This window comes from Kitasatospora sp. NBC_00240, assembly GCF_026342405.1.
Taxonomy (GTDB): domain Bacteria; phylum Actinomycetota; class Actinomycetes; order Streptomycetales; family Streptomycetaceae; genus Kitasatospora.
The window spans coordinates 1,370,443-1,391,647 of sequence record NZ_JAPEMU010000001.1; the positions used below are offsets into that span (position 1 = coordinate 1,370,443).

The window sequence follows — 21,205 nt, forward strand, 5'->3', positions numbered from 1 at the left end:
CTCGTCCGTCCCCGGCCCGGATCACCCCCACCCATCACGTGCACGCGAAGGACCGCCCACTCCCCGCCCCGGTCGCCACGGGGCCGTCGGGGGTGCCGGTCCGGACCTCGCACGACCCTAGGACCTCGCACCCCCATGCCTGGCATGTCTGCGCTGCCACGCCGTGGGGCCCTCGGGCCGGCACGACAGAGCAAAGGTATTCGGACCCATGCCGCACAAGAGATCGTCCGTCCTCCTCACCGCCGCCCTCACCCTGTCCCTCAGCCTCCTCGGGGGCGCCGGCGCCGCGCACGCCGCCCCGGTGACCGTCACCAGCGGGACGCAGTTCACCGACACCACCGGCAACCCGGTGCAGGCCCACGGCGGCGGCGTCATCAAGGTCGGCCAGTACTACTACTGGTTCGGCGAGGACCGGAACGCCGACAACACCTTCCACTACGTCTCGGCGTACCGCTCGACCGACCTGAAGACGTGGGAGTTCCGCAACCACGTCCTGACCGTGGCCAGCGGCGCCGAACTCGCCGCCGGTGCCAACATCGAGCGGCCCAAGGTGATCTTCAACAGCACCACCAACCAGTTCGTGATGTGGATGCACAAGGAGGGCAGCAGCACCGACTACAGCGAGGGCCGCGTGGCGGTCGCGACCTCCAGCACCGTCGACGGCGACTACAGCTACCAGGGCAGCTTCCGCCCGCTCGGCTACGACTCGCGCGACATGACGCTGTACAAGGACGACGACGGCACGGCCTACCTGATCTCGTCCTCCAGCGGCAACGCCGACCTGCACATCTACCGCCTGAGCGCCGACTACCTCACGGCGGAGGCCCTGATCGCGAGCCCGTCCAACGGACAGTGGCGCGAGGCCCCCGCCCTGTTCAAGCGAGGCGGCGTCTACTTCCTGCTCACCTCCAGTGCCACCGGCTGGTCCCCCAACCAGCAGCGGTACCAGACGGCGACCAGCCTGACGGGCTCCTGGAGCGGCCTCCAGGACGCCGGCGACCCGACCACGTACCGCAGCCAGACCGCCTACGTCCTGCCGGTGCAGGGCACGGCCGGCACCAGCTACCTGTACATGGGCGACCGGTGGGGCAACTCCATGGGCGGCATGGTGAACGACTCCCAGTACGTGTGGTCGTCCCTCAAGTTCCCGACCGCCACCACCATGACCATGGACTACTCCCCGCAGGTCACGGTCGACACCGCCGCCGGTACGGTCGCCAGCGTGGGCGGACCGTGGGAGAGGTTCGCCGCCCGCAACAGCGGCAAGTGCGCCGACGTCGGGAACTACGACTTCTCCCAGTCGGCGCAGGTCATCCAGTGGGGCTGCGGCGCCGGGGCCAACCAGAACTTCTGGTTCAAGGACCTCGGGACCGGCTACGTGCAGATCATGGCGCGACACAGCGGCAAGTGCCTCGACGTCGCCGGCGCGTCGACCGCGGACGGTGCGGCCGTCGTCCAGAACACCTGCAACGGCGCGACCTCCCAGCAGTGGAAGGTCCAGAAGGTCACCGGCACCACGTACGTCAAGCTGCTCGCCCGGCACAGCAACAAGTGCCTCGACGTCACCAACCAGTCGACCTCCGACGGCACGGCGCTGGAGCAGTGGACCTGCAACACCGGCACCAACCAGCAGTGGCAGCGCAGCACCGTCTGACCGCAGCACCGTCCGACCGCTCAACGCACTCCCGGCCGGCTCGCTCCTGTCCCCCGCGGGGACACCGGGGCGAGCCGGCCCGCTGCCCGGCCGGGCAGTGCGGGAGCAGCAGCCCGACGCCCCGCGGCCTGCGGGAACGCCGCACACCTGATCACCCATGACCGGATCCGCAGCGTCCGCGCACCTGAACGGACATAAGCGTCCTGCTGAGGACGTGTACGGGCAATCGACGCGTCCGCCGGACGGCCGGCCGATAGCCTCGAACGGACGATGCACGCGGCACGGTGCCACCTGGCCGGGCCGGGCGACGGTACGGCGGCGGAAAGGCGCGACACTACAGACGAGCGGCGGGGCACGGCACCCCTCCCGTCCCGGCTCCTCACCCTCGACTCCGACCTGAACCGGCTCAGCGAGCAGCTCAAGGAACTCGCCCCGCTCTCCGCCTGGCCGTCTACCAGCCGGCCGCGGAACCCGCCCTGCTCGGGGGTGACTGGTACGACGCGCTGGTCCAGCCCGACGGCGGCCGCGCGATGGTCGTCGGCGATGACGTGGCCGCGAAGAGCCCGCCGCCGGGGTCCGGATCACGATTGCGGTGGCCGCCGACATCACCGTCGACTACTGGTACACCTACGGCCTGACCCCCCCCAGCAGCTCGTCACCGCCGGCCACCGGGTGCAGAACGGCTCGTGGACCCCGACCTACTACGTGCTCGGCGGAGCGAAGCCCGACACGGCCTACATGTACCAGACCGAGAACCAGATCGCGGGCGGCATCATGGACCCGCTGCGCGCCCTGGCCCCAGCAGACCTGGGGATCCCCCAAGCCGGTCTCGACGTTCAGCGCCTTCCAAACGGTCATCGCCGCGATCGGACACGCCCCCGGCTGGCCCGCCGACGTGGCCGGCGGCGATCTGGCCCTGAACCGGCCGACCACCGCGTCCTCCACGGAGACCGCCGACTTCCCCGCCAGCAACGCCACCGACGGCAGCTACGGCAGGCGCTGGTCCAGCCAGTACGCCGACCCGCAGTGGCTGCAGGTCGACCTCGGCGCCACGACCGGCATCGGCGAGGTGAAGCTGACCTGGGAGAACGCCTACGCCAAGGCCTACCAGATCCAGACCTCCAACGACGGGGCCACCTGGACCACCATCTACTCCACCACCACCGGCACCGGCGGCGTCAACGACCTGACCGGGCTCAGCGGCTCGGGCCGGTACATCCGGATGAACGCGACCCAGCGCGCCACCACCTACGGCTACTCCCTGTGGGAGTTCGAGGTCCACGGCGCGTAGCACCCGGCACCGCTGATCCACTGTGCCCGGCCCGGCCCTTCCTCGAACGGCGGTCGCCACGACCGACCTTCCGGGGAGGGCTCCGGCGCGCCCGGCCCTGCCCAGCGGGCCCTGCGCAGCGGGGGAAGGCCATGCGGGGCGCCTCCGACGGCATTCTCGCCGAGGAGCCGTGCAGGACCAGCGGAATTCTCACGGTGTCGCGCGGCCGCTGACCAGGGCGCGCCCGGTCCGGACCGGGCGCGCACCGGGGGCGTGGGCACCGTCCTTGCCGCCGACCTCCCCCGCCTCGGCGCCAGGGTGCTCCCCTCACGCCACCGGTCTGCTGATGCCGGGTCCCACCCGCGCGGGAAGATCGCAGACGTCAGTCATCGGCGGCGAGTTTACACAGAAGCAAACATGTTCTAACACCACAGGCCCTCTGGCGACACTCTCGCAACATCGTCGCCGACGCGCGGATCCGCAGGCCGGGAAGCGTTCACGACTCTCCGAGGCGGCGCAGCGGGGGCCGCCTCGCCCGCCTCTCCACAAAAGCGGGCGAGGCCGCAGAGGCGCTGGCCGACGACTCCCGCCATGCTCAACAGGCCTGCCAGGAAAGGCCTGCCGCACGATCCGAACGCGCCGGGGCGGGGCCCCCGCGGCCTGCGATCCACATCACGGGGTCGTCTCAAGTCGAGGCAGATCACCGAAAGCTCTTGACGGCGAGGTGAACAGGACGTTTCCTGTAACGCACCAGTTCGATCCTGGTGATTTAGAAGCGATTCTGTCGCTTCTTGTTGGAACTGCAGCGCAGTCGACGGACGAGCGCAGTCAGTCCCGACAAGACGCCCGCTGGCGACCCACCTGCGGGCAGCTGTCCACCACACGAAGGTCCGCCGGCACCACACGGCCCTCCTCCGGACCCGGCCCGGCTCTCCCGACCCCTGCAGGGCTTCTCCTCCACCGGCAGCGAACCCCAAGTCGCTGCCTCTGGAAGCCGCAGCCGCCCGACAGAGCACAACCCCACCCCCCACCCACAGCACCCCTAGGACCCCCATGTCCACCATGAATTCCCCCACCTCCTCGTCCCGTTCCCGCAGGTCGGTGGCGCTGCTGGCCACCGCCCTGGTGCTGGCCGCCGGCCCGCTCACGACAATCGGCGCCCAGCCCGCGTCCGCCCTGGACAACGGCGTGGCCACCACCCCGCCGATGGGCTGGAACACCTGGAACTCGTTCGGCTGCTCCATCAACGAGCAGCTGATTCGCACCTCCGCCGACCTCCTGGTCAGCTCCGGCATGAAGGACGCGGGCTACGACACCGTCATCGTCGACGACTGCTGGTTCGACCCCCAGCGTGACGCCCAGGGCAACATCCACGGGGATCCCGTGCGCTTCCCCGGCGGGATGAAGGCCCTCGGCGACTACATCCACTCCAAGGGCCTGAAGTTCGGCATCTACGAGGTGCCCACCGACCTGACCTGCGCCCAGCGCCTCGGCAACTACCCGGGGGCGACCGGCAGCCAGGGGCACGAGCAGCAGGACGCGGACAGCTTCGCCGCCTGGGGTGTCGACTACCTCAAGTACGACTGGTGCTCCCAGGTCGGTACCCTCGACGAGCAGGTCGCCGCCTTCAGCACGATGCGCAACGCGCTGCACAACACCGGCCGCCCCATCGTGTACAGCATCAACCCCAACAGCTACCACGCGGACAAGACCGGAGCCACCTACGACTGGTCCGCCGTCGCCAACATGTGGCGGACCACCGAGGACATCAGCGCGACCTGGGACAAGCACAAGACGGCCAACTCCTGGTCCATGGGCGTCATGGACATCGTCCACATCAACGGCCGCCTCGGACGCCAGGCCGGCCCGGGCCACTGGAACGACCCGGACATGATGGAGGTCGGCGTCGGCAGCATGAGCGAGACCGAGTACCGCTCGCACTTCAGCCTCTGGGCCCAGATGGCCTCACCCCTCGTCGCGGGCAACGTACTCACCACCATGACGTCGGCCGTCAAGGGCGTCCTCACCAACCACGACGTGATCGCCGTCGACCAGGACAGCCTCGGACGTCAGGCCCGCATCGTCGCCGACTCCGACACCGAACTGGTGACCGTCCGTGAACTGGCGAACGGCGACCGGTCGGTGACCCTCACCAACTCCGGCGAGAGCGCCGCCACGGTGTCCACCACCGTCGCCGAGCTCGGCATCGCCGGGGCCCCCTCCTACACCGTCAAGAACCTGTGGACCGGGGCCTCCAGCAGCACGACCGGCGCCCTCTCCGCCGCCCTGGCCCCCCACGAGAGCGCCATGTACCGCATCACCCCCGACGGCACGATCAGCACCACCCAGGCACCCCCCGCAAACGCCACCTACGAGATCGACTCCGCCACCACTCCCGGACAGGTGATCGACGACCCCAACAACTCCACCAGCAACAACACCCAGCTGATCACCTGGGACCGCAAGAACGGCAACAACCAGCGCTGGATCCTCACCGCCAACGCCGACGGCAGCTACGCCGTGAAGAACAAGGTCTCCGGCAAGTGCCTGGACATCCGCGGCGGCTCCCCGGACGCCGGCGCGGCCGTCATCCAGTACTCCTGCGACTCGGCCAAGCCCAACCAGAAGTTCGCCCTCACGCCGGCCGGCAACAACGGGTACCAGCTCGTCGCCCGGAGCAGCGGCCTCGCCGTCACCCCGAGCGGCAGCGTCAAGGGCTCCGTCCTCACCCAGCAGCCCGTCGCCACCGGGCAGGCCTGGACCCTCGTCCGGACCAACTGACCTCGTCGGGCAGCCCGGCCCCGTCCTTCGACGGGGCCGGGCTGCCTCCGGCGTGGTGGCGCGGTGCGCAGACGCGCGCGCCGAAGTGGCCGGACCGGTCGAGGACGGTCCGGCTCACCTTGCGGACGGCCGGGACACCCGGACGCCCGGGTCAGAGTTTGAACATCGCGGTGTACGGCTGGAGGATGCGTTCCTGGCGGGATCCGAAGTCGACGAGTACCGCGATGTCCTCCTCGACCCCGATGGCCGTGCCGAGGCCGTACCTGTCGTGGGTGACGCGGTCGCCGACGGCGAAGTACTTGCGCGGAGCTTCGATCCGGGCCTTGAAGGGGCTCGTAGGCAGGGGGCGGCGGAGTGCTGCGGATTTCGTCATCCTCGCCAGTATGCGCCAGAAAGCACGAGCGTGGCCGCTTCAGTCGCATCACCATAGAATTCGGGCGGGACCGGGAGCCACGGGCGCCGACCCCTTCATGGTGCCGCCCTCCCCGGGGCAGCCGGCACCTACGGAGCGTACGGCTAGGCCATCAACATGCCGACTCCCAAGGTGACTTGAGAATCACGATGGCCGCGGGCGGGGCCCAGCGGGAGGCTCCCGCCGAACCGGGGGTGAAATTCTTCACCACGGTGGGCCCGAGACTGCTAGAGTCTTCACAAGTTGCAGTAGTGGTTCCCATGAACTTGTGTGCGCCTGCTGATGTATCGCAGGCGCATTTTTGTTTCCCGGTTTTCCCTGGGTGGGTGCTCATCGCGGCGACTCGAAGGCCGCGTGGTGCGGGCTTCGGACAGCCCCTTGAAGGAGATTTTTTTATGGCTAATGGCACCGTGAAGTGGTTCAACGCGGAAAAGGGCTTCGGCTTCATCGAGCAGGAGGGTGGCGGTCCTGACGTGTTCGCCCACTACTCGAACATCAACGCCAACGGCTTCCGTGAGCTGCTCGAGGGCCAGAAGGTCGAGTTCGACGTCACGCAGGGCCAGAAGGGCCCGCAGGCCGAGAACATTCGTCCGCTGTAGTTTTTCTGCCAAGGCACCCGCCTGGTAGCGAGGGGCCCGCACCGCGTACATGCCCGGTGCGGGCCCCTCGGCTTTGCGCAACGACGCATCCCCCGGCCGTCGAGGCCCCCTGGCTCCGCCACCGGCGGCCGTCCCCACGCGAGACGCACAGCGCCGCGTTCGGATCGGCGCCCTGCCGTGACATCGCACGGTTCGAGGTTCTCCGCTCCCGCTCTGCGCGGTGAGCGCCGGCCCGAAGGTGAGCCGCACGGTTCCACCGTCCACGCTCCGCCCGTCGTACTTCCGGCCCGTTCCCTTGCGGTCTCCGCCCGGCGCCCCGCGCCGCGGAGCCTTCCTCGTGACGTGCCGCCCTGAGGAAGGCTTCCCGCATGAATCGCTCCAGTCGCTCCTCGTACCAGAACGCCAACTCCCGCTCCGGTGCCAACACCCACGGCTCCCGCTCCGGGGGAGGCACGGGCTCCGGCTCCCGCTCCGGTGGCGGCTCCTTCTACGGCGACCGGCCGGCCGGCGGCCGGTACTCCGGGGGCCGCGGTGGCCGTCAGGGATCGGCCCCGCAGGGGGAGTTCGCGATGCCGGTGAGCACCACCCCGGCGCTGCCGGCCGTCGAGTCCTTCGACGAGCTGGACATGCCGAAGGCGCTGCTCTCGACGCTGACCCGCCAGGGCGTCACCGCGCCGTTCCCGATCCAGGCCGCGACGCTGCCGAACTCGCTGGCCGGCCGTGACGTCCTCGGACGCGGCCGGACCGGCTCCGGCAAGACCATCGCGTTCGGCCTCGCCGTGCTGGCCCGCACCGCCGGGCGCAAGGCCGAGCCGCGCCGCCCGCTGGCGCTGGTGCTGGTCCCCACCCGCGAGCTGGCGCAGCAGGTCACCGAGGCCCTCACCCCCTACGCCCACGCGGTCCGCCTGCGGATGGCGACGGTGGTGGGCGGGATGTCGATCGGCCGCCAGGCCCAGGCGCTGAACCGCGGGGCGGAGGTCGTGGTCGCCACCCCCGGCCGGCTCAAGGACCTGATCCAGCGCGGCGACTGCCAGCTGGACGGGGTCGGCGTCACGGTGCTGGACGAGGCCGACCAGATGGCCGACATGGGCTTCCTGCCGCAGGTCACCGAGCTGCTGGAGCAGGTCGAGCAGGACGGGCAGACGATGCTCTTCTCCGCCACCCTGGACCGCAACGTCGACCGCCTGGTGCGGCGCTTCCTCAAGGACCCGGTCACGCACTCGGTGGACCCGTCCGCGGGGGCGGTCAGCACCATGGAGCACCACGTGCTGCACGTGCAGAACTTCGACAAGAACGCCACCATCGCCCACATCGCGTCCCGGGACGGCGGGGTGATCATGTTCATCGACACCAAGCACGGCGCGGACCGCCTGGTGGAGGACCTGCTGGCGAACGGGGTGAAGGCCGCGGCCCTGCACGGCGGCAAGTCCCAGCCGCAGCGCACCCGGACCCTGGAGCAGTTCCGCACCGGCCAGGTCACCGCGCTGATCGCGACCAACGTCGCCGCCCGGGGCATCCACGTCGACGGGCTCGACCTGGTCGTCAACCTGGACCCGCCGAACGACCACAAGGACTACCTCCACCGGGGCGGGCGCACCGCCCGGGCCGGCGAGTCCGGCACCGTCGTCACCCTGGTGCTGCCCAACCAGCGCCGCGAGATGGCCCGCATGATGACCACGGCAGCCATCACCCCCGTCACCACCCGGGTCACCGCCGGCGACGAGGAGCTCGCCCGCATCACCGGCGCCCGGGTGCCCACCGGCATCCCCACCGTGATCGCCCACCCCGTCGTCGAGCGGCCCCGCCGCAGCCCGTCCACCGGCCGCGGCCGCCGCGGCCGCCCCGCCGGCGCCACAGGCGAGACCCGGGCCACCGCCGGCTCCCGCGGCCGGGCGCCCAGGCGCGTCGCGCTCGCCGCGTAGCGGACGGTGCGTGGGCCCGGACCGCCGCGGTCCGGGCCCACGCGACCCACCGCGGTGGGCGGCCGCGGCGACGGCCCGCCCCGGCGGACACCGCCGGACGCACCACCGCCGGACGCACCACCGCCAGGCCACGACCACCGCCGGCCCCGGCGGAAGACACGCGAAGGAGTCCGCCCATGACCCTCACCCTCGAACCCCCCATGACCGCGGCCACGGTCGGCGACCGGATGACCCGCCCCGAGCTGCAGATCAGCGACGACATGATGGTCGACACCGCGATGGACATCCTGCAGAGCTCCGGAGCGGACCACCTGCTGGTCCGCGACGAGGACGGCCACTGCGCCGGGCTGCTGACCCGCCTGCACCTCGCGCCGTTCCAGGCCAGGTCCTGGTACACCGAGCGCACCCCGATCCGCGACGTCGTCCTCGACCGCGCCCCGTTCGCCACCCCCGAGATGCCCGCCGGCGAGGCGGCCGCCGCCATGCGTTCCCGCGGCCTGGAGCTGTGGCCGGTGGTGGACCACGACGGCCACGTCGTCGGCCTGCTCAGCCTCTGACACGGCCACCGACGCACCGGCCAGCACCCCGCGGGGCCGGCCGGGCCCGGGCCCGGCCGGTGGGCGGGATAGCATGGAGATCCGTTTCGCCGGATGCTGATCCGTCCCCATTCGTCCCCAAGGTTGCCATGGCAGATCTGTCGGTCGGCGGGACCGGTTCCGGTCGCCGCGCGGGCTTCGCGTTCGTAGGCCGCGAGCCCGAGCTGCGCTCGCTGGTGGACGGCCTGCGTGAGGGTCCGGCCGTGGTCTTCGTCGAGGGCGAGGCCGGGCTGGGCAAGTCCCGGCTGCTGCGGGAGGCCGCCGCGCGCCTGGAGGAGCAGGGGCTGGCCGTCCTGCGCGGCTGGTGCCATCCGCTGCGCGAACCGCTGCCGTTCGGACCGGTCGTCGACGCGCTCCGCGAGGCGCACGCCCTGTTCGGCCCCGGGACGCGCTTCAGCCCCGCGACGGCCCTCCTCGCACCGCACATCCCGGAACTCGCCGGACGGCTGCCCGCGCCCGGCCCGGAGATCGGCACCCAGGCACGGCAGCAGCAGTTGATGCGGGCGGTGCACGACCTGCTGGGCGCCCTGGGCCCGGTGGTGCTGATGGTGGAGGACCTGCACTGGGCGGACGAGGCGACCAGGGACCTGCTCCTGCTGCTCGCCCGGAACCCGCCCCAGCAGCTGCGGATGGCGCTGACCTACCGCCGCGAGGACCTTCCGGGCGCCCGCAACGTGCTGGGCTCACCGTACCGGCGGCCGGTGGGGGTCGGCGGCACCGAGATCGCCCTGCTCCCGCTGGCCGAGGAGCACGTGCGCGAACTCGCCGCCTCGGCGATCGGCCCGGCCGCCGCCGCCCGGCTCGGCCGGGAGCTGTTCGAGCGCAGCGGCGGGCTGCCGCTCGCCGCCGAGGAGGACCTGCTGGTGCTCGCGGACCAGGTCGCCCTCGGCGGTGGCAAGGGTTCGGCGTTGAAGGACGCGGCGGTGCCGCGCGCGCTGCAGGAGGCGGTGAACAGCCGGGTCGCGGTGCTCGACCCTGGGGCGGTCGCGGTGGTGCAGGCCGCCGCCGTCCTGGCCGTGCCCGCCAGTGAGGAGCAACTGGCGCTGCTGACCGGGCTGGAGGAGGAGCAGGCCGAGCAGGCACTGACGGCGGCCCTGGTGGCCGACGTGCTGGTCGAACGCGGCCCCGGCCGGTACGGGTTCCGCCACGTGCTGGCCCGCCGGGCCGTGTACGAGCGGATTCTCGGCCCGCGGCGCCGACGACTGCACGTACGCGCCATCGAGGCACTCTCCGGGCAGGACACCCCGGCGCTGGTGCAGATCGCCCACCACGCCCGCCAGCTCGGCGACGTCACCGCCTGGCTGCCCAGAGCGCTGGCCGCGGCCGACCACGCGGTCGCCGTCGGCGACGACGGCGTCGCCGCCGAACTCCTGCAGCAACTCCTCGCCGAACCCGCGCTTCCCCCGGAGGACCGCGCCCGGACCGCCCTCACCCTGAGCAATGTCGCGTTCTGGAGCGCCGACTCGGTGGCCAGCACGGCGATCCTGAGCCGCATCATCGCCGACCCGGCCCTGCCCACTCCCGTCCGCGGCGAGATCCGCCTCAACCTCGCCCGCACCCTGATGAACACCAGCACCGACCGGGTCCGGCAGATGGAGGAGCTGGAACGCGCTATCACCGAGCTGGAGAGCAGGCCCGGCCTGGCCGCCGGCGCGATGGCCGCCCTCAGCATGGGCCACCGCGCCGACACCACCCTCACGCAGGACCGCGAGATGATGGACCGGGCCGTACGGATCGTCGCCCGCAGCGACGACCCGCTGGCCCACGCGACCGTGCTGGCCCTGCGGATCAGCCTGCTGGGGATGGCCGGCGACCCGCTGGCCTGGGACCTCCTGGCGGACCTCCCCCGCGACAGCCCGGACCGCGACGTCCTGCGCCAGGTGGCCCGGGCCCTGCACAACCTCTCCTACGCCGCCTTCCTGTTCGGCCAGGACGACCGGGCCCGCACCCCGCTGCACGAGGCCCAGGAGCTGACCCGGTACACCGGCTACAAGCTGATGGCGCACGGCTGCGACGTGGCCCGGCTCAGGCTGGACTTCGGCGCGGGGCGCTGGGAGGGCCTGGACGAGCGGATCGAGTCGATGATCCCCGAGACGTCCGACGGCAGCGGGTTCCAGACCGAGACGGTGATGGTGCGGGCCATGCTGAACGTGGCGCGCGGCCGGTGGGCCCGGGCCCGGGAGGACCTCGCACCGTTCGACACCGGCGACGAGGAGCACAGCTACTGGCAGCTCGGGCAGGAGGGCGTCGCCGTCCTCGCCCGCATCGACCTGCTGGAGGACGAGCCCCGCCGGGCCTGGCAGCGGGTGCAGGGGGCGCTCGCGGTCAGGCGCCACAAGGGCGGCTGGGGGTGGGCGACCGAGCTGGTGCCGACCGCGGTGCAGGCCGCGCTGGCCTGCGGCCTGCCCGAGAAGGCCGCACGGCTGACCGCCGAGGCCGCCGCCGGGATCGAGGGCCGGGACAGCCCCGGGGCCGAGGCCGAGATCCTCTGGTGCAAGGGCCTGCTGGCCGCCGGCTCCGACCCCGAGGCCGCCGCCGCCCTGCTGGAGCAGGCACGGGTGCGCTACGAGGCCATCGGCCGGGTGTACACCGCGGCCCTCGTCGCCGAACAGGGCGGACGCCTCCAGCTCACCCGCAATCCCGGCCAGGGCGCCCGCGGCCTCCAGCACGCCCTCGACGTCTTCACCCGGCTCAACGCCACCGCCGACGCGGCCCGCTGCCGCCAGGCCCTGCGCGCCGGTGGGCAACTGCGTCCCGAACCGCGCGGCCGCCGCACCTACGGCGCGGACCTCTCCCCCCGGGAACGGCAGGTCGCCGCCCTGCTCGCCACCGGCGCCGGCAACCAGGCGATCGCCCGCGCCCTCGGCCTCTCCCCGCGCACCGTCGAGCACCACGTCGCCAACACCCTCAAGAAGCTCGGCGTGACCCGCGCACGGGTCGGCGAGGCGATCCGCGCCGACGGTGACACCGGCCTCTGAGCTCGCCGCGAGGCCTACGTGGAGTGACCGGGAAAGCCGCGGCGCAGAGTAGCGTGGAAGGGTCGGTTCCGCCGGTCGATCAGGTCAAGAGGGTGAGACGTGCCAGGTGAGTGGGTCGGCGGGCCGGGGTCGGGCCGCCGCGCGGGTTTCGCGTTCGTCGGACGCGGCGGCGAGCTGCGTGCGCTCACTGCGACTCTGCGTGAGGGGCCGGCCGTGGTCTTCGTCGAGGGCGAGGCCGGACTGGGCAAGTCCCGGCTGCTGCGGGAGGCCGCCGCGCGGCTGAAGGACGAAGGACTGGTGGTCCTGCGGGGCTGGTGCCATCCGCTGCGCGAACCGCTGCCGTTCGGCCCGGTCGTCGACGCGCTGCGCGACGCACACGCCCTGTTCGGCCCCGGGACGCACCTCAGCCCGGCGACCGCGGCACTCCACCCCTACCTGCCGGAGCTCGCCGGGCGGCTGCCCGAGGAGACGGATGAACCCGGGGCGGGGCCGCAGCAGCAGCTGATGCGGGCGGTGCAGGACCTGCTGGGCGCGCTGGGCCCGGTGGTGCTGATGGTGGAGGACCTGCACTGGGCGGACGACGCGACCAGGGACCTGCTCCTGCTGCTCGCCCGGAACCCGCCCAAGGGCCTGCGCCTGGTGCTCTCCTACCGGGCGCACGACCTGTCGGGCGCCCGCAACGTGCTCGGTGTGCCCTACCGGCGGCCGGTCGGGGTCGGCGGCACCGAGATCACCCTGGCCCCGCTGACCGAGGAGCACGTACGCGAACTCGCCGCCTCGGCGATCGGCCCGGCCGCCGCCGCCCGGCTCGGCCGCAAGCTCTTCGAACGCAGCGGCGGGCTCCCGCTGGCCGCCGAGGAGGACCTGCTGGTGCTCGCCGACCGGGTGGAGGACGGCGCCTGCACCGGCGCCTCCTCGCTGCTGGAGGAGGCCGGGGTGCCGCGCGCCCTGCAGGAGGCGGTGAACAGCCGGGTGGCGGTGCTCGGCCCGGGTGCGGTCGCGGTGGTCGAGGCCGCCGCGGTGCTGGCGGTGCCGACCAGCGAGGAGCAACTCGCGCTGCTGGCCGGGCTGGCGGACGAGCAGGCGGAAGAGGCGCTGACCGCGGCCCTGCTGGCCGACGTCCTGGTCGAACGCGGCCCCGGCCGCTACGGGTTCCGCCACGTACTGGCCCGTCAGGCCGTGTACGAGCGGATACCGGGCCCGCGCCGCCGCCGGCTGCACGTCCGCGCCATCGAGGCGCTTACCGGCCGGCAGACGCCCGCACTGGTCCAGATAGCCCACCACACCCGCCGGCTCGGGGACGTCACCGCCTGGCTGCCCACCGCCCGGGCCGCCGCCGACCACGCGGCCGCGGTGGGTGACGACGGCGTCGCCGCCGAACTCCTGCAGCAACTCCTCGCCGAGGCCGCGCTGCCGTCCGAGGAGCGGGCCCGCACCGCCCTCGAACTCAGCCGGATCGCCATGTACCGCGCCGATTCCTCGACCAGTTCGGCGATCCTGGGCCGGATCATCGCCGACCCGGCCCTGCCCAGCGTGGTCCGCGGCGAGATCCGCTTCAACCTCAGCCGCGCCCTGGTGGACAGCAGCGCCGACCGGAGCCACAGCGTCGCGCAGATGCAGCAGGCGATCACCGAGCTGGCGGACCGGCCCGGACTGGCCGCCGTCGCCATGTCGGCGCTCAGCATGGTCTCCGGCCGGGGCTCGCGGATCAGCACCACCGGGGAGGACCAGGCCCTGATGGCCGAGGCCGTGCGCACCGTCGCCCGGAGCGACGACCCGCTGGCCCGGGCGACCGTCCTGACCAACCGGATCACCCTGATGGGCATGACCGGTGACGCAAAGGCCGGCGAACTCCTGGCGGAGCTGCCGCGCAGCAGCCCCGACCGCGCCGTCCAGCGCGAGTGCGCCCGGGCGCTCTACAACGCCGCGTACGGGGCGATGCTGCGTGGCAACGACCGGGCCCGGGCCCTGCACGACGAGGCCGAGGAGGCGGCCCGCCGCACCGGCTACCAGATCATCGAACAGGGCTGCGCGGTGATCCGGCTCCGTCTCGACCTCGCCGAAGGGCAGTGGGCCGGCCTGGACGACGGGCTCGCGGCCGTCCTGCCGGAGACGGCCGACGGCACCAAGTTCAGGATCGCCGCGCTGATGGTCCGGGCGGCCCTGGAGGTGGCCCGCGGGTACTGGGCCGCCGCCCGGCAGCACCTGGCGACGTTCACCACGACCGACGAGGAGAACGCCAGCTGGGACGTCGGCCAGGCGGGAGTCACCCTGCTGGGCCGGATCGACCTGCTGGAGGGCGACCCGGAGGCGGCCTGGGAGCGGCTGCGGCGGCCGCTGGCGGCCCGCCGGCACAAGGGCGTCTGGGTCCGGGCCCACGACCTGACGCCGACCGCCGTGCAGGCGGCCCTGGCCTGCGGCCTGCCGGCGGAGGCAGAGCGGCTGACCGACGAGGCGGCCACCGGGATCGAGGGCCGCGATGCCCCGGCGGCCGCCGCGGAGGTGCTCTGGTGCCGCGGCATGACCACCGCCGCGACCGACCCCGCGGCCGCCCTCGCCCACCTGGCGCTGGCCCAGGCCCGGTACGAGGCGCTGGGCCGGGTCCACACCGCCGCCCGCGTCGCGGAGCAGGCCGGCTGCCTCCAGCTCCGCCACAACCCCGGCGAAGCCGGCCGCCACATCCAGCACGCCCTCGACGTCTTCACCCGGCTCGGCGCCACCGCCGACGCGGCGCGGTGCCGGCAGGCGCTGCGCGAGACCGGACAGCGGCGCCCCGATCCGGGCCGCCGCCACAGCTACGGCCCCGAACTGTCACCGCGGGAACGGCAGGTCGCCGAACTGCTGGCCACCGGCGCCGGCAACCAGGCGATCGCCCGCGTCCTGGGACTGTCCACCCGCACCGCCGAGCACCACGTCGCCAACACCCTCAAGAAGCTGGGCCTGCGGCGCGACCAGGTCCGGGGCGCGTTCGAGCACAGCGACGGCACCTGACCGGGCGACGGCCCGGGAGCGGCGGGCGCGCGGCCGGACTCGGCGTCCGCACGCCCCCGGCGGCGGGGCCGGCACGGCTCCGGGTAGGCCGCAACGAGGGCTTCGCGGCCACCCGGATCGAGAACAAGATCGCCCTGCGTACGGTCGAGAACGCCGACGTCGTGCTGACCGACTGCCGGGTCCCGGAGCGTGACCGGCTCCAGCTGGCGAACGGCTTCCGGGACACCGCCGACGTGCTGCGCCGCACCCGCAGCGGGGTGGCCTGGGAGGCCATCGGCGTCATGCTCGGCGCGTACCGGATCGCTCTGGACCACACCCTGGAGCGCCAGCAGTTCGGCGGCCCGATCGCCCGGTTCCAGCTCGTCCAGGACCTCCTGGTCAGGATGCTCGGCAACGCCACCTCGTGCCTGGGCATGGTCACCCGGCTGGCCCAGCTGGAGGACGCCGGCACCTTCCGGGACGAGCACTCGGCGCTGGCCAAGGCCTACTGCACGACCCGGATACGGGAGACCGTCGGCTGGGGCCGGGAGCTGCCGGCCGGCAACGGGATCGTGCTGGACCACAGCATCGGGCGCTTCGTCGCAGACGCCGAGGCGCTCTACTCGTACGAGGGCACCCGCGAGATCAACACGTTGATCGTCGGCCGGGCCGTGACCGGGATCGGCGCCTTCGTCCGACGCTCGCCCGGGGCGGCGTCGTCCTGCCGGCGGCCGCCCCGCACGGCTCCAGCCGGGGCTCGCGGAGGAGGCTACCCCAGATCGTGACGGATCGTCATATCGGTGACGAGTTACCGTGACCAGCTGATCGCCGGCGCGCCGCTGTGCCAGCATGTCAGCCGGACGCGGGCCACGACCACTGCCGATCCCGGGCAGTCGGCGGCAGCTCCGCGCCCTGAACGGAGAGACGGTCATGCGAGGCAGTAACGCTGTGCTGGTGGCGCTCGGGCTGTCGGCCGCCCTGGCGGTCACGGCCTGCGGCAGCGGCGGCACGGCAGCCGGACCGACGGGTTCGGGCACGCCGGCGGTGGGGGCGAGCGTACCGGCAGCCGGCGGCCCGGCCGAGGCCACCTCCCCCGCCGCCCGGCCGCCGGCCCCGGCCGGATCCACCCGGGTGCTCGGCAAGGCGGAGCTGCGGACCGCCCTGGTCGGCCCCGGCGACATCAAGGGCTGGACCGGCATGGAGATGCCCATCGAGATCGGGAAGACGCAGCTCAGCACGCGGCCGGCCGACTGCCAGCCGATCGACAACATCCGCACCGGGAAGATCAAGCCCGAATCGGCGGCCTATGCCTTCACCACCGTCGGCCCCGACGGCGGGGGTTCACCCACGGCCCTCACCCAGATCATGCTGGCGAGCTTCGACGGTGGTGGCGCGCAGCAGGTGCTGGCCGATCTGCGGACCGCGCTCACCACCTGCACCCGCTACGAGGGCAGCATCCCCAAGCCGGGCACGGTGGCGGCGCTGCCGGCGCCGAAGCTCGGCGAGGAGGCGCTCTCCTACTCCCTCACCTCGGACGGGAAGACGCAGGAACTGACCGTCGTCCGGCAGGGCAGCGTCGTTGCCGTGTTCTCGCCCGGCGCCGGGTCCGGAGGCACGACGGCGAAGGTACCCCAGGAGGTTCTGGCCGGTCAGATGGCGAAGGTCCGCACGACGGTCGGCTGAGGCCCGGGCCAGGCAGCGGCGCAGGGCCCCCGCCCGTCGGACGGCGGCACCGCTGCGGGAGCCGGCGGAGCGGGCCGGGAGCGCGGCACGACTGCTGATGGTCAGGCGCGGCGGGCGGCCCACACCGTGCGCTCGGTCCGCACGCTCAGGTCGTCGCGCCGCAGGATGCTGTGCGGGCCGTCGGTGTCGAGCAGTCCGTCCAGCGCGGCGAGGTCCGCCGGCGAAAGGACGGATTCGATGCCGTCGCGCATCCGGCGCAGGCCGCTGAGGGCGTAACGGCCGACCGCGTCGGTGCGGGGTGAGGCGATGTCGACGGTGATGGTGCGTTCGCCCTCCACGGTGAAGCCCGCCTTCCTCAGCAAGGTCCCCCAGTCGGCGCCCCGGTGGGGCAACTGCTCGGCATGGTGGCGGTCGAGCGCGGCGTGGCAGCGCTCCTCCAGGCCGGGAGCGTCCTCCGGGGCGTCCGCGGGCAGGAACCGGGGGAAGCCGGCCAGCTCGACGACGGCGAACAGCCCGCCGGGCGCCAGCAGCTCGTGGACCTGCCGCAGGGTGCGGTCGGGGTCGGCCATGTGGTGCATGGAGGCCGAGGCCCAGACCAGCTCCGGCGCGCCGAGGTCGGGCCAGGCCGGCGCGTCCAGGTCGGCCTCGACCAGGCGCACGCGATCGGCCGCGCCGGCCGCCGCCGCCTTCTCCCGCAGCCGGTCCAGGTGGGCGGCCGAGGAGTCGACGGCCGTCAGCTCGGCGGCGGGAAAGCGCTCGGCCAGCGCGAGGGTGCCGGCTCCGGTGCCGCAGCCCAGGTCCACGATCCGGCGGGGGCCGGGCCCGACGGGCAGCCAGGCGATGACGGACGCGGTGTGCTCGGCGAGCACCTCCGCGTCCAGGTCGAGCAGCTCCGTCTGGTCGTGGGCGTCACCCTCCGGACCCTGGCTCTGATGACCGTGGTTCTGGTGACCGTGGTTCTGGTGACCGTGGTTCTGGTGACCGCCGTGCTGGTGACCGCCGTGCTGGCGGCTCTGGTGCTGGTGACCGTCGTGCTGGTGGACGTCGTGCCGGGTGTGCGGCGTGGGGTGGCTCATGGGCCCACGCTAAGCGGGCCGTGCGCCTGAGGCCCGACGTGTCCCGGAATGCGCAAGAAGATGGCCGACCGGGCTGCGGGAGACGCAACGCGGACGGTCAGGGCGCCGGCCGGGTCACCTTCTCGGCGTCCTCGCCGCGCTGGTGGCCGCGGCGGGCGTCGCGGTCGAAGATGCCCAGGATCTCGCAGGGTCCGCCCTCGGCGCCGATGGCGTGCGGGAGCATCGTGGGGAACTCCGCCGCCTGGTTGGTCTCGATCCGCAGGCGCCGGTTGCCCAGGAGCAGGATCGCGGTGCCGGAGAGGACGACCAGCCATTCGCGGCCCGGGTGGGCGCGCATCCGGGCGGGGTTGTCGGGCGGCGGGTCGGTCATCCGCTGGCGGATGACGGTCATGCCGGGATCCGCCTTCAGGGGCCAGCGCATCTGGCCGTGGGCCGCGTCGATCATCGGGTTGGAGACGACGTCGTCGGTGGCGGTCTCGACGAGCTGGTCGAGCGAGGTGTCCAGGGCGCGCGCGAGGGTGACGAGTTGATCCAGTGCCAGGCGGCGCTGGCCGTTCTCGATCCGGCTCAGCGTGGACTGGCTGACCTTGGCACGGGTGGCCAATTCCTCCAGGGACCAGCCCTGGGCCACCCGCAGGGCGCGGATCCTCTTGCGTACCAGGCTGTCCAGCTCGCCACTCTCTTGCGTCATAGGCAACATCGTATGCCTGCCCGGCAAGGAGCGCTTAACGTCGATCGTGTCCGGCCCCGCACCACGGGCCGCGACGGCACAGCGACGACAAGCGACAGACCGACAAAGCTACAGAGCTACAGAGCTACGGCTCCAGAGCGACAAGGGGACGACGACATGACCGGGACGAATGCCGCACGTACGGCCGACCGACTGCCGGGCGGGACCGTGGACGCCGTGGTGATCGGCGGCGGGGCCGCCGGGCTGAACGGGGCGCTGATGCTCGCCCGGTCCCGCCGCTCGGTGGTGGTGATCGACAGCGGCAGCCCGCGCAACGCGCCCGCCGCCGGTGTGCACGGACTGCTCGCCCTGGACGGCACTCCCCCCGCCGAACTGCTGGCCCGGGGCCGCGCTGAAGTCCGCCGTTACGGCGGCACGGTACGGACCGGCGAGGTGGTCCGGGCCGCCGCGTCCGAACCCTCCGCCGACGGTGATCCGCGCTTCACCGTCACCCTGGCCGACGGCGGCGTCCTGCACGCACGCCGCCTGCTGATCGCCACCGGCCTGCGGGACGTGCTGCCGGACGTCCCCGGGTTGGCCGGGCACTGGGGCCACAGCGTGGTGCACTGCCCCTACTGCCACGGCTGGGAGGTCCGCGACGAGCCGCTCGGCGTACTCGCCGTGGGCCCGGCCTCGGTCCACCACGCCCTGCTGTTCCGCCAGTTGACCGAGGACCTGGTCTACTTCACCCGGGGCACCGCGCTCGACGAGGACACCCGGGCCCGCTTCGCCGCCCGCGGCATCCGGATCGTCGACACCACCGTCGACCACGTGGTGGCCACCGAGGACGGCGGGATCGCGGGCGTACGCCTGACGGACGGCCGGCTCGTCCCCCGGCGGGTCCTCGCCGTCGCGACCTCGATGCGGGCGCGCGACGAGGGCCTGGAGACCCTCGGGCTGCCGATGCGGGACCTGCCGGACGGGATGGGACGGCACTTCGTCACCGGCCCGGCCGGCGCCACCGAGGTCGCGGGCGTACGGGTGGCCGGCAACGCCACCGATCCGGCCGCCCAGGTCGGCGCCTCGGCGGCGGCCGGGGCCCTGGCCGGTGCCCACCTGAACGCCGAACTGGTCACCGCCGACACCGACGCGGCCCTCGCCGCCAGCCGGCGCGACACCGTCCACAGCTGACCCGTCCACGGTTGCCCCGGCCACTCCTGACCGGCCGAGGAGGCCGCTCCGTAGCCCCGGAGTTCCGGCAAGGCCCACCCAGGGGCCATGACCTGGACGCGCTCGCGGGTCGGCACATGTCCGCGACGCCCCGACGGCGGATCAGCGTTCGTCGCCCGCCGGTCGGCCGTCGGGCGTGGTCAGGATCTCGGAGATCGGGCGGCGCGGCGTGGCCGTCCCCGGCGACCCGTAGCCGAGGCGCAGCACCAGCTGGACGTGCCCCGGGCCTTCGGAGGCGTCGCGCAGCCGCCAGCGGGTGTCGGGCCACTCGACGGCCTGGTGGAGCACCGAGGCGCACAACCCGTGATCGGTGGCCAGCAGCCACACCCTCTCCATCGCCTGCCCCGCCCGGAGCCAGTCCGGGGGCCGGTCGGTGCGGGTGCTGAGGGTGGCGACCTGCGGCAGTTCCTCGAACCGCTCGGTGTGGACGGCGGGCCCGGGCGGGCTGCCGGTGAAGCTGCGGACGGGCACCCGGGCGTCGTGGTCCAGCGGGCCGAGGACGCTCAGCGGGATCCCGTCGGCGGCCGGGGCCTCGGCCCTCAGCCAGCTCCGGGTCTCGCGCAGGCGGGCCAGGTCGGCGGCCGTGCGCCGCTCGGCCTCGGCCGTCAGCTCCAGGATCCGGCGCACGCCGGCCTCCTCCGGCATCGCCAACGACACGCCTTCCGCCTCGGCCGCCGCCTTCAGCTCGCCGACGACGACCTGGGGCACGGGGCGATCGGTGAACGGCCGGCGACCGGAGTGCCGCAGCGTGACCGCCGGGTAGAGGTCCCGGCCGAACGCCGGCGGGCCCCAGGCGGGCCTGGAGAGGTCGATCTCCGCGGCCAGGTTCGGATCGTCCGGGTCCGGCAGCAGCCGAACCGTCGCCTGCCTGCCGATGCGTCCGGCGGCGACCCGGAGGTTGAGGATCGCCGCTCCGACCGACACGTGCAGCGCCCGACCGTCCGGGTCGGTCGTCGGTACGGCCCTGGTCAGGTCGAGCCGCACGGCCAGACCGCGCAGGTCCGGGGTCGGCCGGAACAGCCACGGCTGACTGTTGTGCAGGGACGGCGCCGCGCCGGCGGCGGCGGCCAGCAGGTGGAAGTCGTCCGAGGTGAGCGCCGACGGGGTCATCGTGGATCCTCCTTGCCCGGAGGCCCGTCGACACGGCGAGGGCGGGCCGACCGCGGCCTGGGGCGGCACCCGAGGTGTCGGTGGGCCAGCACGGACCCGGCGTCGACCTGGGTTTTCTCCCTCCAGCATGAGCCGCGGCGCAGGGGAGCGTCGAGGGTCCGGAGACCCTACCGGGCAGGCCCTACGGCCCCACCCGTTCACGTCCGCGACCCGGCCCAGGTCCCTGCGACGAGTGCCGCTCGGCATCCGGCAGG

14 protein-coding genes and 1 pseudogene are annotated in these 21,205 nt (G+C 73.3%); 11 read left to right on the forward strand and 4 right to left on the reverse strand.

Going from position 1 to position 21,205, the window contains the following annotated elements; all coding sequences use genetic code 11:
* Positions 1-208 precede the first annotated feature (208 nt).
* The 3 genes from OG689_RS05680 (at position 209) to OG689_RS05690 (ending at position 5,705) form a co-directional block, all read left to right on the forward strand.
* The gene (locus tag OG689_RS05680) at positions 209-1,654 is read left to right on the forward strand and encodes an RICIN domain-containing protein (RefSeq protein WP_266318293.1); all 1,446 of its coding nucleotides are present in this window, start codon (positions 209-211) and stop codon (positions 1,652-1,654) included.
* Between the two features lie 895 nt (positions 1,655-2,549).
* Entirely contained in the window at positions 2,550-2,945 is a 396-nt protein-coding gene (locus tag OG689_RS05685) for a discoidin domain-containing protein (protein ID WP_266318295.1), read from the forward strand.
* Between the two features lie 1,032 nt (positions 2,946-3,977).
* Positions 3,978-5,705, forward strand: a complete 1,728-nt coding sequence (locus OG689_RS05690; RefSeq protein WP_266318297.1) for an alpha-galactosidase — start codon at positions 3,978-3,980, stop codon at positions 5,703-5,705.
* 151 nt (positions 5,706-5,856) lie between these two features.
* Here OG689_RS05690 and OG689_RS05695 read toward each other — a convergent pair whose 3' ends face one another.
* On the reverse strand, positions 5,857-6,078 hold the full coding sequence (locus tag OG689_RS05695; protein WP_266318299.1) for a hypothetical protein: 222 nt from the start codon (positions 6,076-6,078) through the stop codon (positions 5,857-5,859).
* A 434-nt stretch (positions 6,079-6,512) separates the two neighbouring features.
* On the opposite strand from OG689_RS05695, the gene OG689_RS05700 reads away from it, so the two are divergent.
* The 7 genes and pseudogenes from OG689_RS05700 to OG689_RS05730 all read left to right on the forward strand — a co-directional run bounded on the left by OG689_RS05700 (position 6,513) and on the right by OG689_RS05730 (position 16,865).
* A complete protein-coding gene (locus OG689_RS05700) occupies positions 6,513-6,716 on the forward strand; it encodes a cold-shock protein (RefSeq protein ID WP_030918248.1) in 204 nt (67 codons plus the stop codon).
* A gap of 368 nt (positions 6,717-7,084) precedes the next feature.
* A complete protein-coding gene (locus tag OG689_RS05705; RefSeq protein WP_266318302.1) occupies positions 7,085-8,638 on the forward strand; it encodes a DEAD/DEAH box helicase in 1,554 nt (517 codons plus the stop codon).
* A gap of 176 nt (positions 8,639-8,814) precedes the next feature.
* Positions 8,815-9,195 (forward strand): CBS domain-containing protein, encoded by a 381-nt coding sequence (locus OG689_RS05710; RefSeq protein WP_266318303.1) that lies wholly within the window; start codon positions 8,815-8,817, stop codon positions 9,193-9,195.
* Between the two features lie 128 nt (positions 9,196-9,323).
* On the forward strand, positions 9,324-12,212 hold the full coding sequence (locus OG689_RS05715; protein ID WP_266318305.1) for a LuxR family transcriptional regulator: 2,889 nt from the start codon (positions 9,324-9,326) through the stop codon (positions 12,210-12,212).
* Positions 12,213-12,311: 99 nt separating this feature from the next.
* Positions 12,312-15,203 carry a LuxR family transcriptional regulator gene (locus tag OG689_RS05720; RefSeq protein WP_266318307.1) on the forward strand — a complete coding sequence of 964 codons (2,892 nt, stop codon included), beginning with the start codon at positions 12,312-12,314 and terminating at the stop codon, positions 15,201-15,203.
* 113 nt (positions 15,204-15,316) lie between these two features.
* Positions 15,317-15,877: pseudogene (locus tag OG689_RS05725) on the forward strand (acyl-CoA dehydrogenase family protein); the annotation flags it as partial.
* Between the two features lie 235 nt (positions 15,878-16,112).
* Entirely contained in the window at positions 16,113-16,865 is a 753-nt protein-coding gene (locus OG689_RS05730; RefSeq protein WP_266318308.1) for a hypothetical protein, read from the forward strand.
* Positions 16,866-16,966: 101 nt separating this feature from the next.
* Here OG689_RS05730 and OG689_RS05735 read toward each other — a convergent pair whose 3' ends face one another.
* Together OG689_RS05735 and OG689_RS05740 are read right to left on the reverse strand one after the other, a co-directional pair.
* Positions 16,967-17,941: a class I SAM-dependent methyltransferase gene (locus tag OG689_RS05735; protein ID WP_266318310.1), complete on the reverse strand. Its 975-nt coding sequence runs from the start codon at positions 17,939-17,941 to the stop codon at positions 16,967-16,969.
* 97 nt (positions 17,942-18,038) lie between these two features.
* Entirely contained in the window at positions 18,039-18,632 is a 594-nt protein-coding gene (locus tag OG689_RS05740; protein WP_266318312.1) for an XRE family transcriptional regulator, read from the reverse strand.
* A gap of 156 nt (positions 18,633-18,788) precedes the next feature.
* On the opposite strand from OG689_RS05740, the gene OG689_RS05745 reads away from it, so the two are divergent.
* Complete coding sequence (locus OG689_RS05745; protein ID WP_266318313.1) at positions 18,789-19,802, forward strand: NAD(P)/FAD-dependent oxidoreductase; 1,014 nt, start codon at positions 18,789-18,791, stop codon at positions 19,800-19,802.
* 141 nt (positions 19,803-19,943) lie between these two features.
* Here OG689_RS05745 and OG689_RS05750 read toward each other — a convergent pair whose 3' ends face one another.
* Positions 19,944-20,951 carry a hypothetical protein gene (locus OG689_RS05750; RefSeq protein ID WP_266318315.1) on the reverse strand — a complete coding sequence of 336 codons (1,008 nt, stop codon included), beginning with the start codon at positions 20,949-20,951 and terminating at the stop codon, positions 19,944-19,946.
* Positions 20,952-21,205 lie beyond the last annotated feature (254 nt).

What these genes read in the sequence shown, in the direction of transcription:
- OG689_RS05680 (WP_266318293.1), top strand. Translation starts at nt 209, where the DNA reads ATGCCGCACAAGAGATCGTCCGTCCTCCTCACCGCCGCCCTCACCCTG.
- OG689_RS05690 (WP_266318297.1), top strand. Translation starts at nt 3,978, where the DNA reads ATGTCCACCATGAATTCCCCCACCTCCTCGTCCCGTTCCCGCAGGTCG.
- OG689_RS05695 (WP_266318299.1), bottom strand. Translation starts at nt 6,078, where the DNA reads ATGACGAAATCCGCAGCACTCCGCCGCCCCCTGCCTACGAGCCCCTTC.
- OG689_RS05700 (WP_030918248.1), top strand. Translation starts at nt 6,513, where the DNA reads ATGGCTAATGGCACCGTGAAGTGGTTCAACGCGGAAAAGGGCTTCGGC.
- OG689_RS05705 (WP_266318302.1), top strand. Translation starts at nt 7,085, where the DNA reads ATGAATCGCTCCAGTCGCTCCTCGTACCAGAACGCCAACTCCCGCTCC.
- OG689_RS05710 (WP_266318303.1), top strand. Translation starts at nt 8,815, where the DNA reads ATGACCCTCACCCTCGAACCCCCCATGACCGCGGCCACGGTCGGCGAC.
- OG689_RS05715 (WP_266318305.1), top strand. Translation starts at nt 9,324, where the DNA reads ATGGCAGATCTGTCGGTCGGCGGGACCGGTTCCGGTCGCCGCGCGGGC.
- OG689_RS05730 (WP_266318308.1), top strand. Translation starts at nt 16,113, where the DNA reads ATGCGAGGCAGTAACGCTGTGCTGGTGGCGCTCGGGCTGTCGGCCGCC.
- OG689_RS05735 (WP_266318310.1), bottom strand. Translation starts at nt 17,941, where the DNA reads ATGAGCCACCCCACGCCGCACACCCGGCACGACGTCCACCAGCACGAC.
- OG689_RS05740 (WP_266318312.1), bottom strand. Translation starts at nt 18,632, where the DNA reads ATGACGCAAGAGAGTGGCGAGCTGGACAGCCTGGTACGCAAGAGGATC.
- OG689_RS05745 (WP_266318313.1), top strand. Translation starts at nt 18,789, where the DNA reads ATGACCGGGACGAATGCCGCACGTACGGCCGACCGACTGCCGGGCGGG.
- OG689_RS05750 (WP_266318315.1), bottom strand. Translation starts at nt 20,951, where the DNA reads ATGACCCCGTCGGCGCTCACCTCGGACGACTTCCACCTGCTGGCCGCC.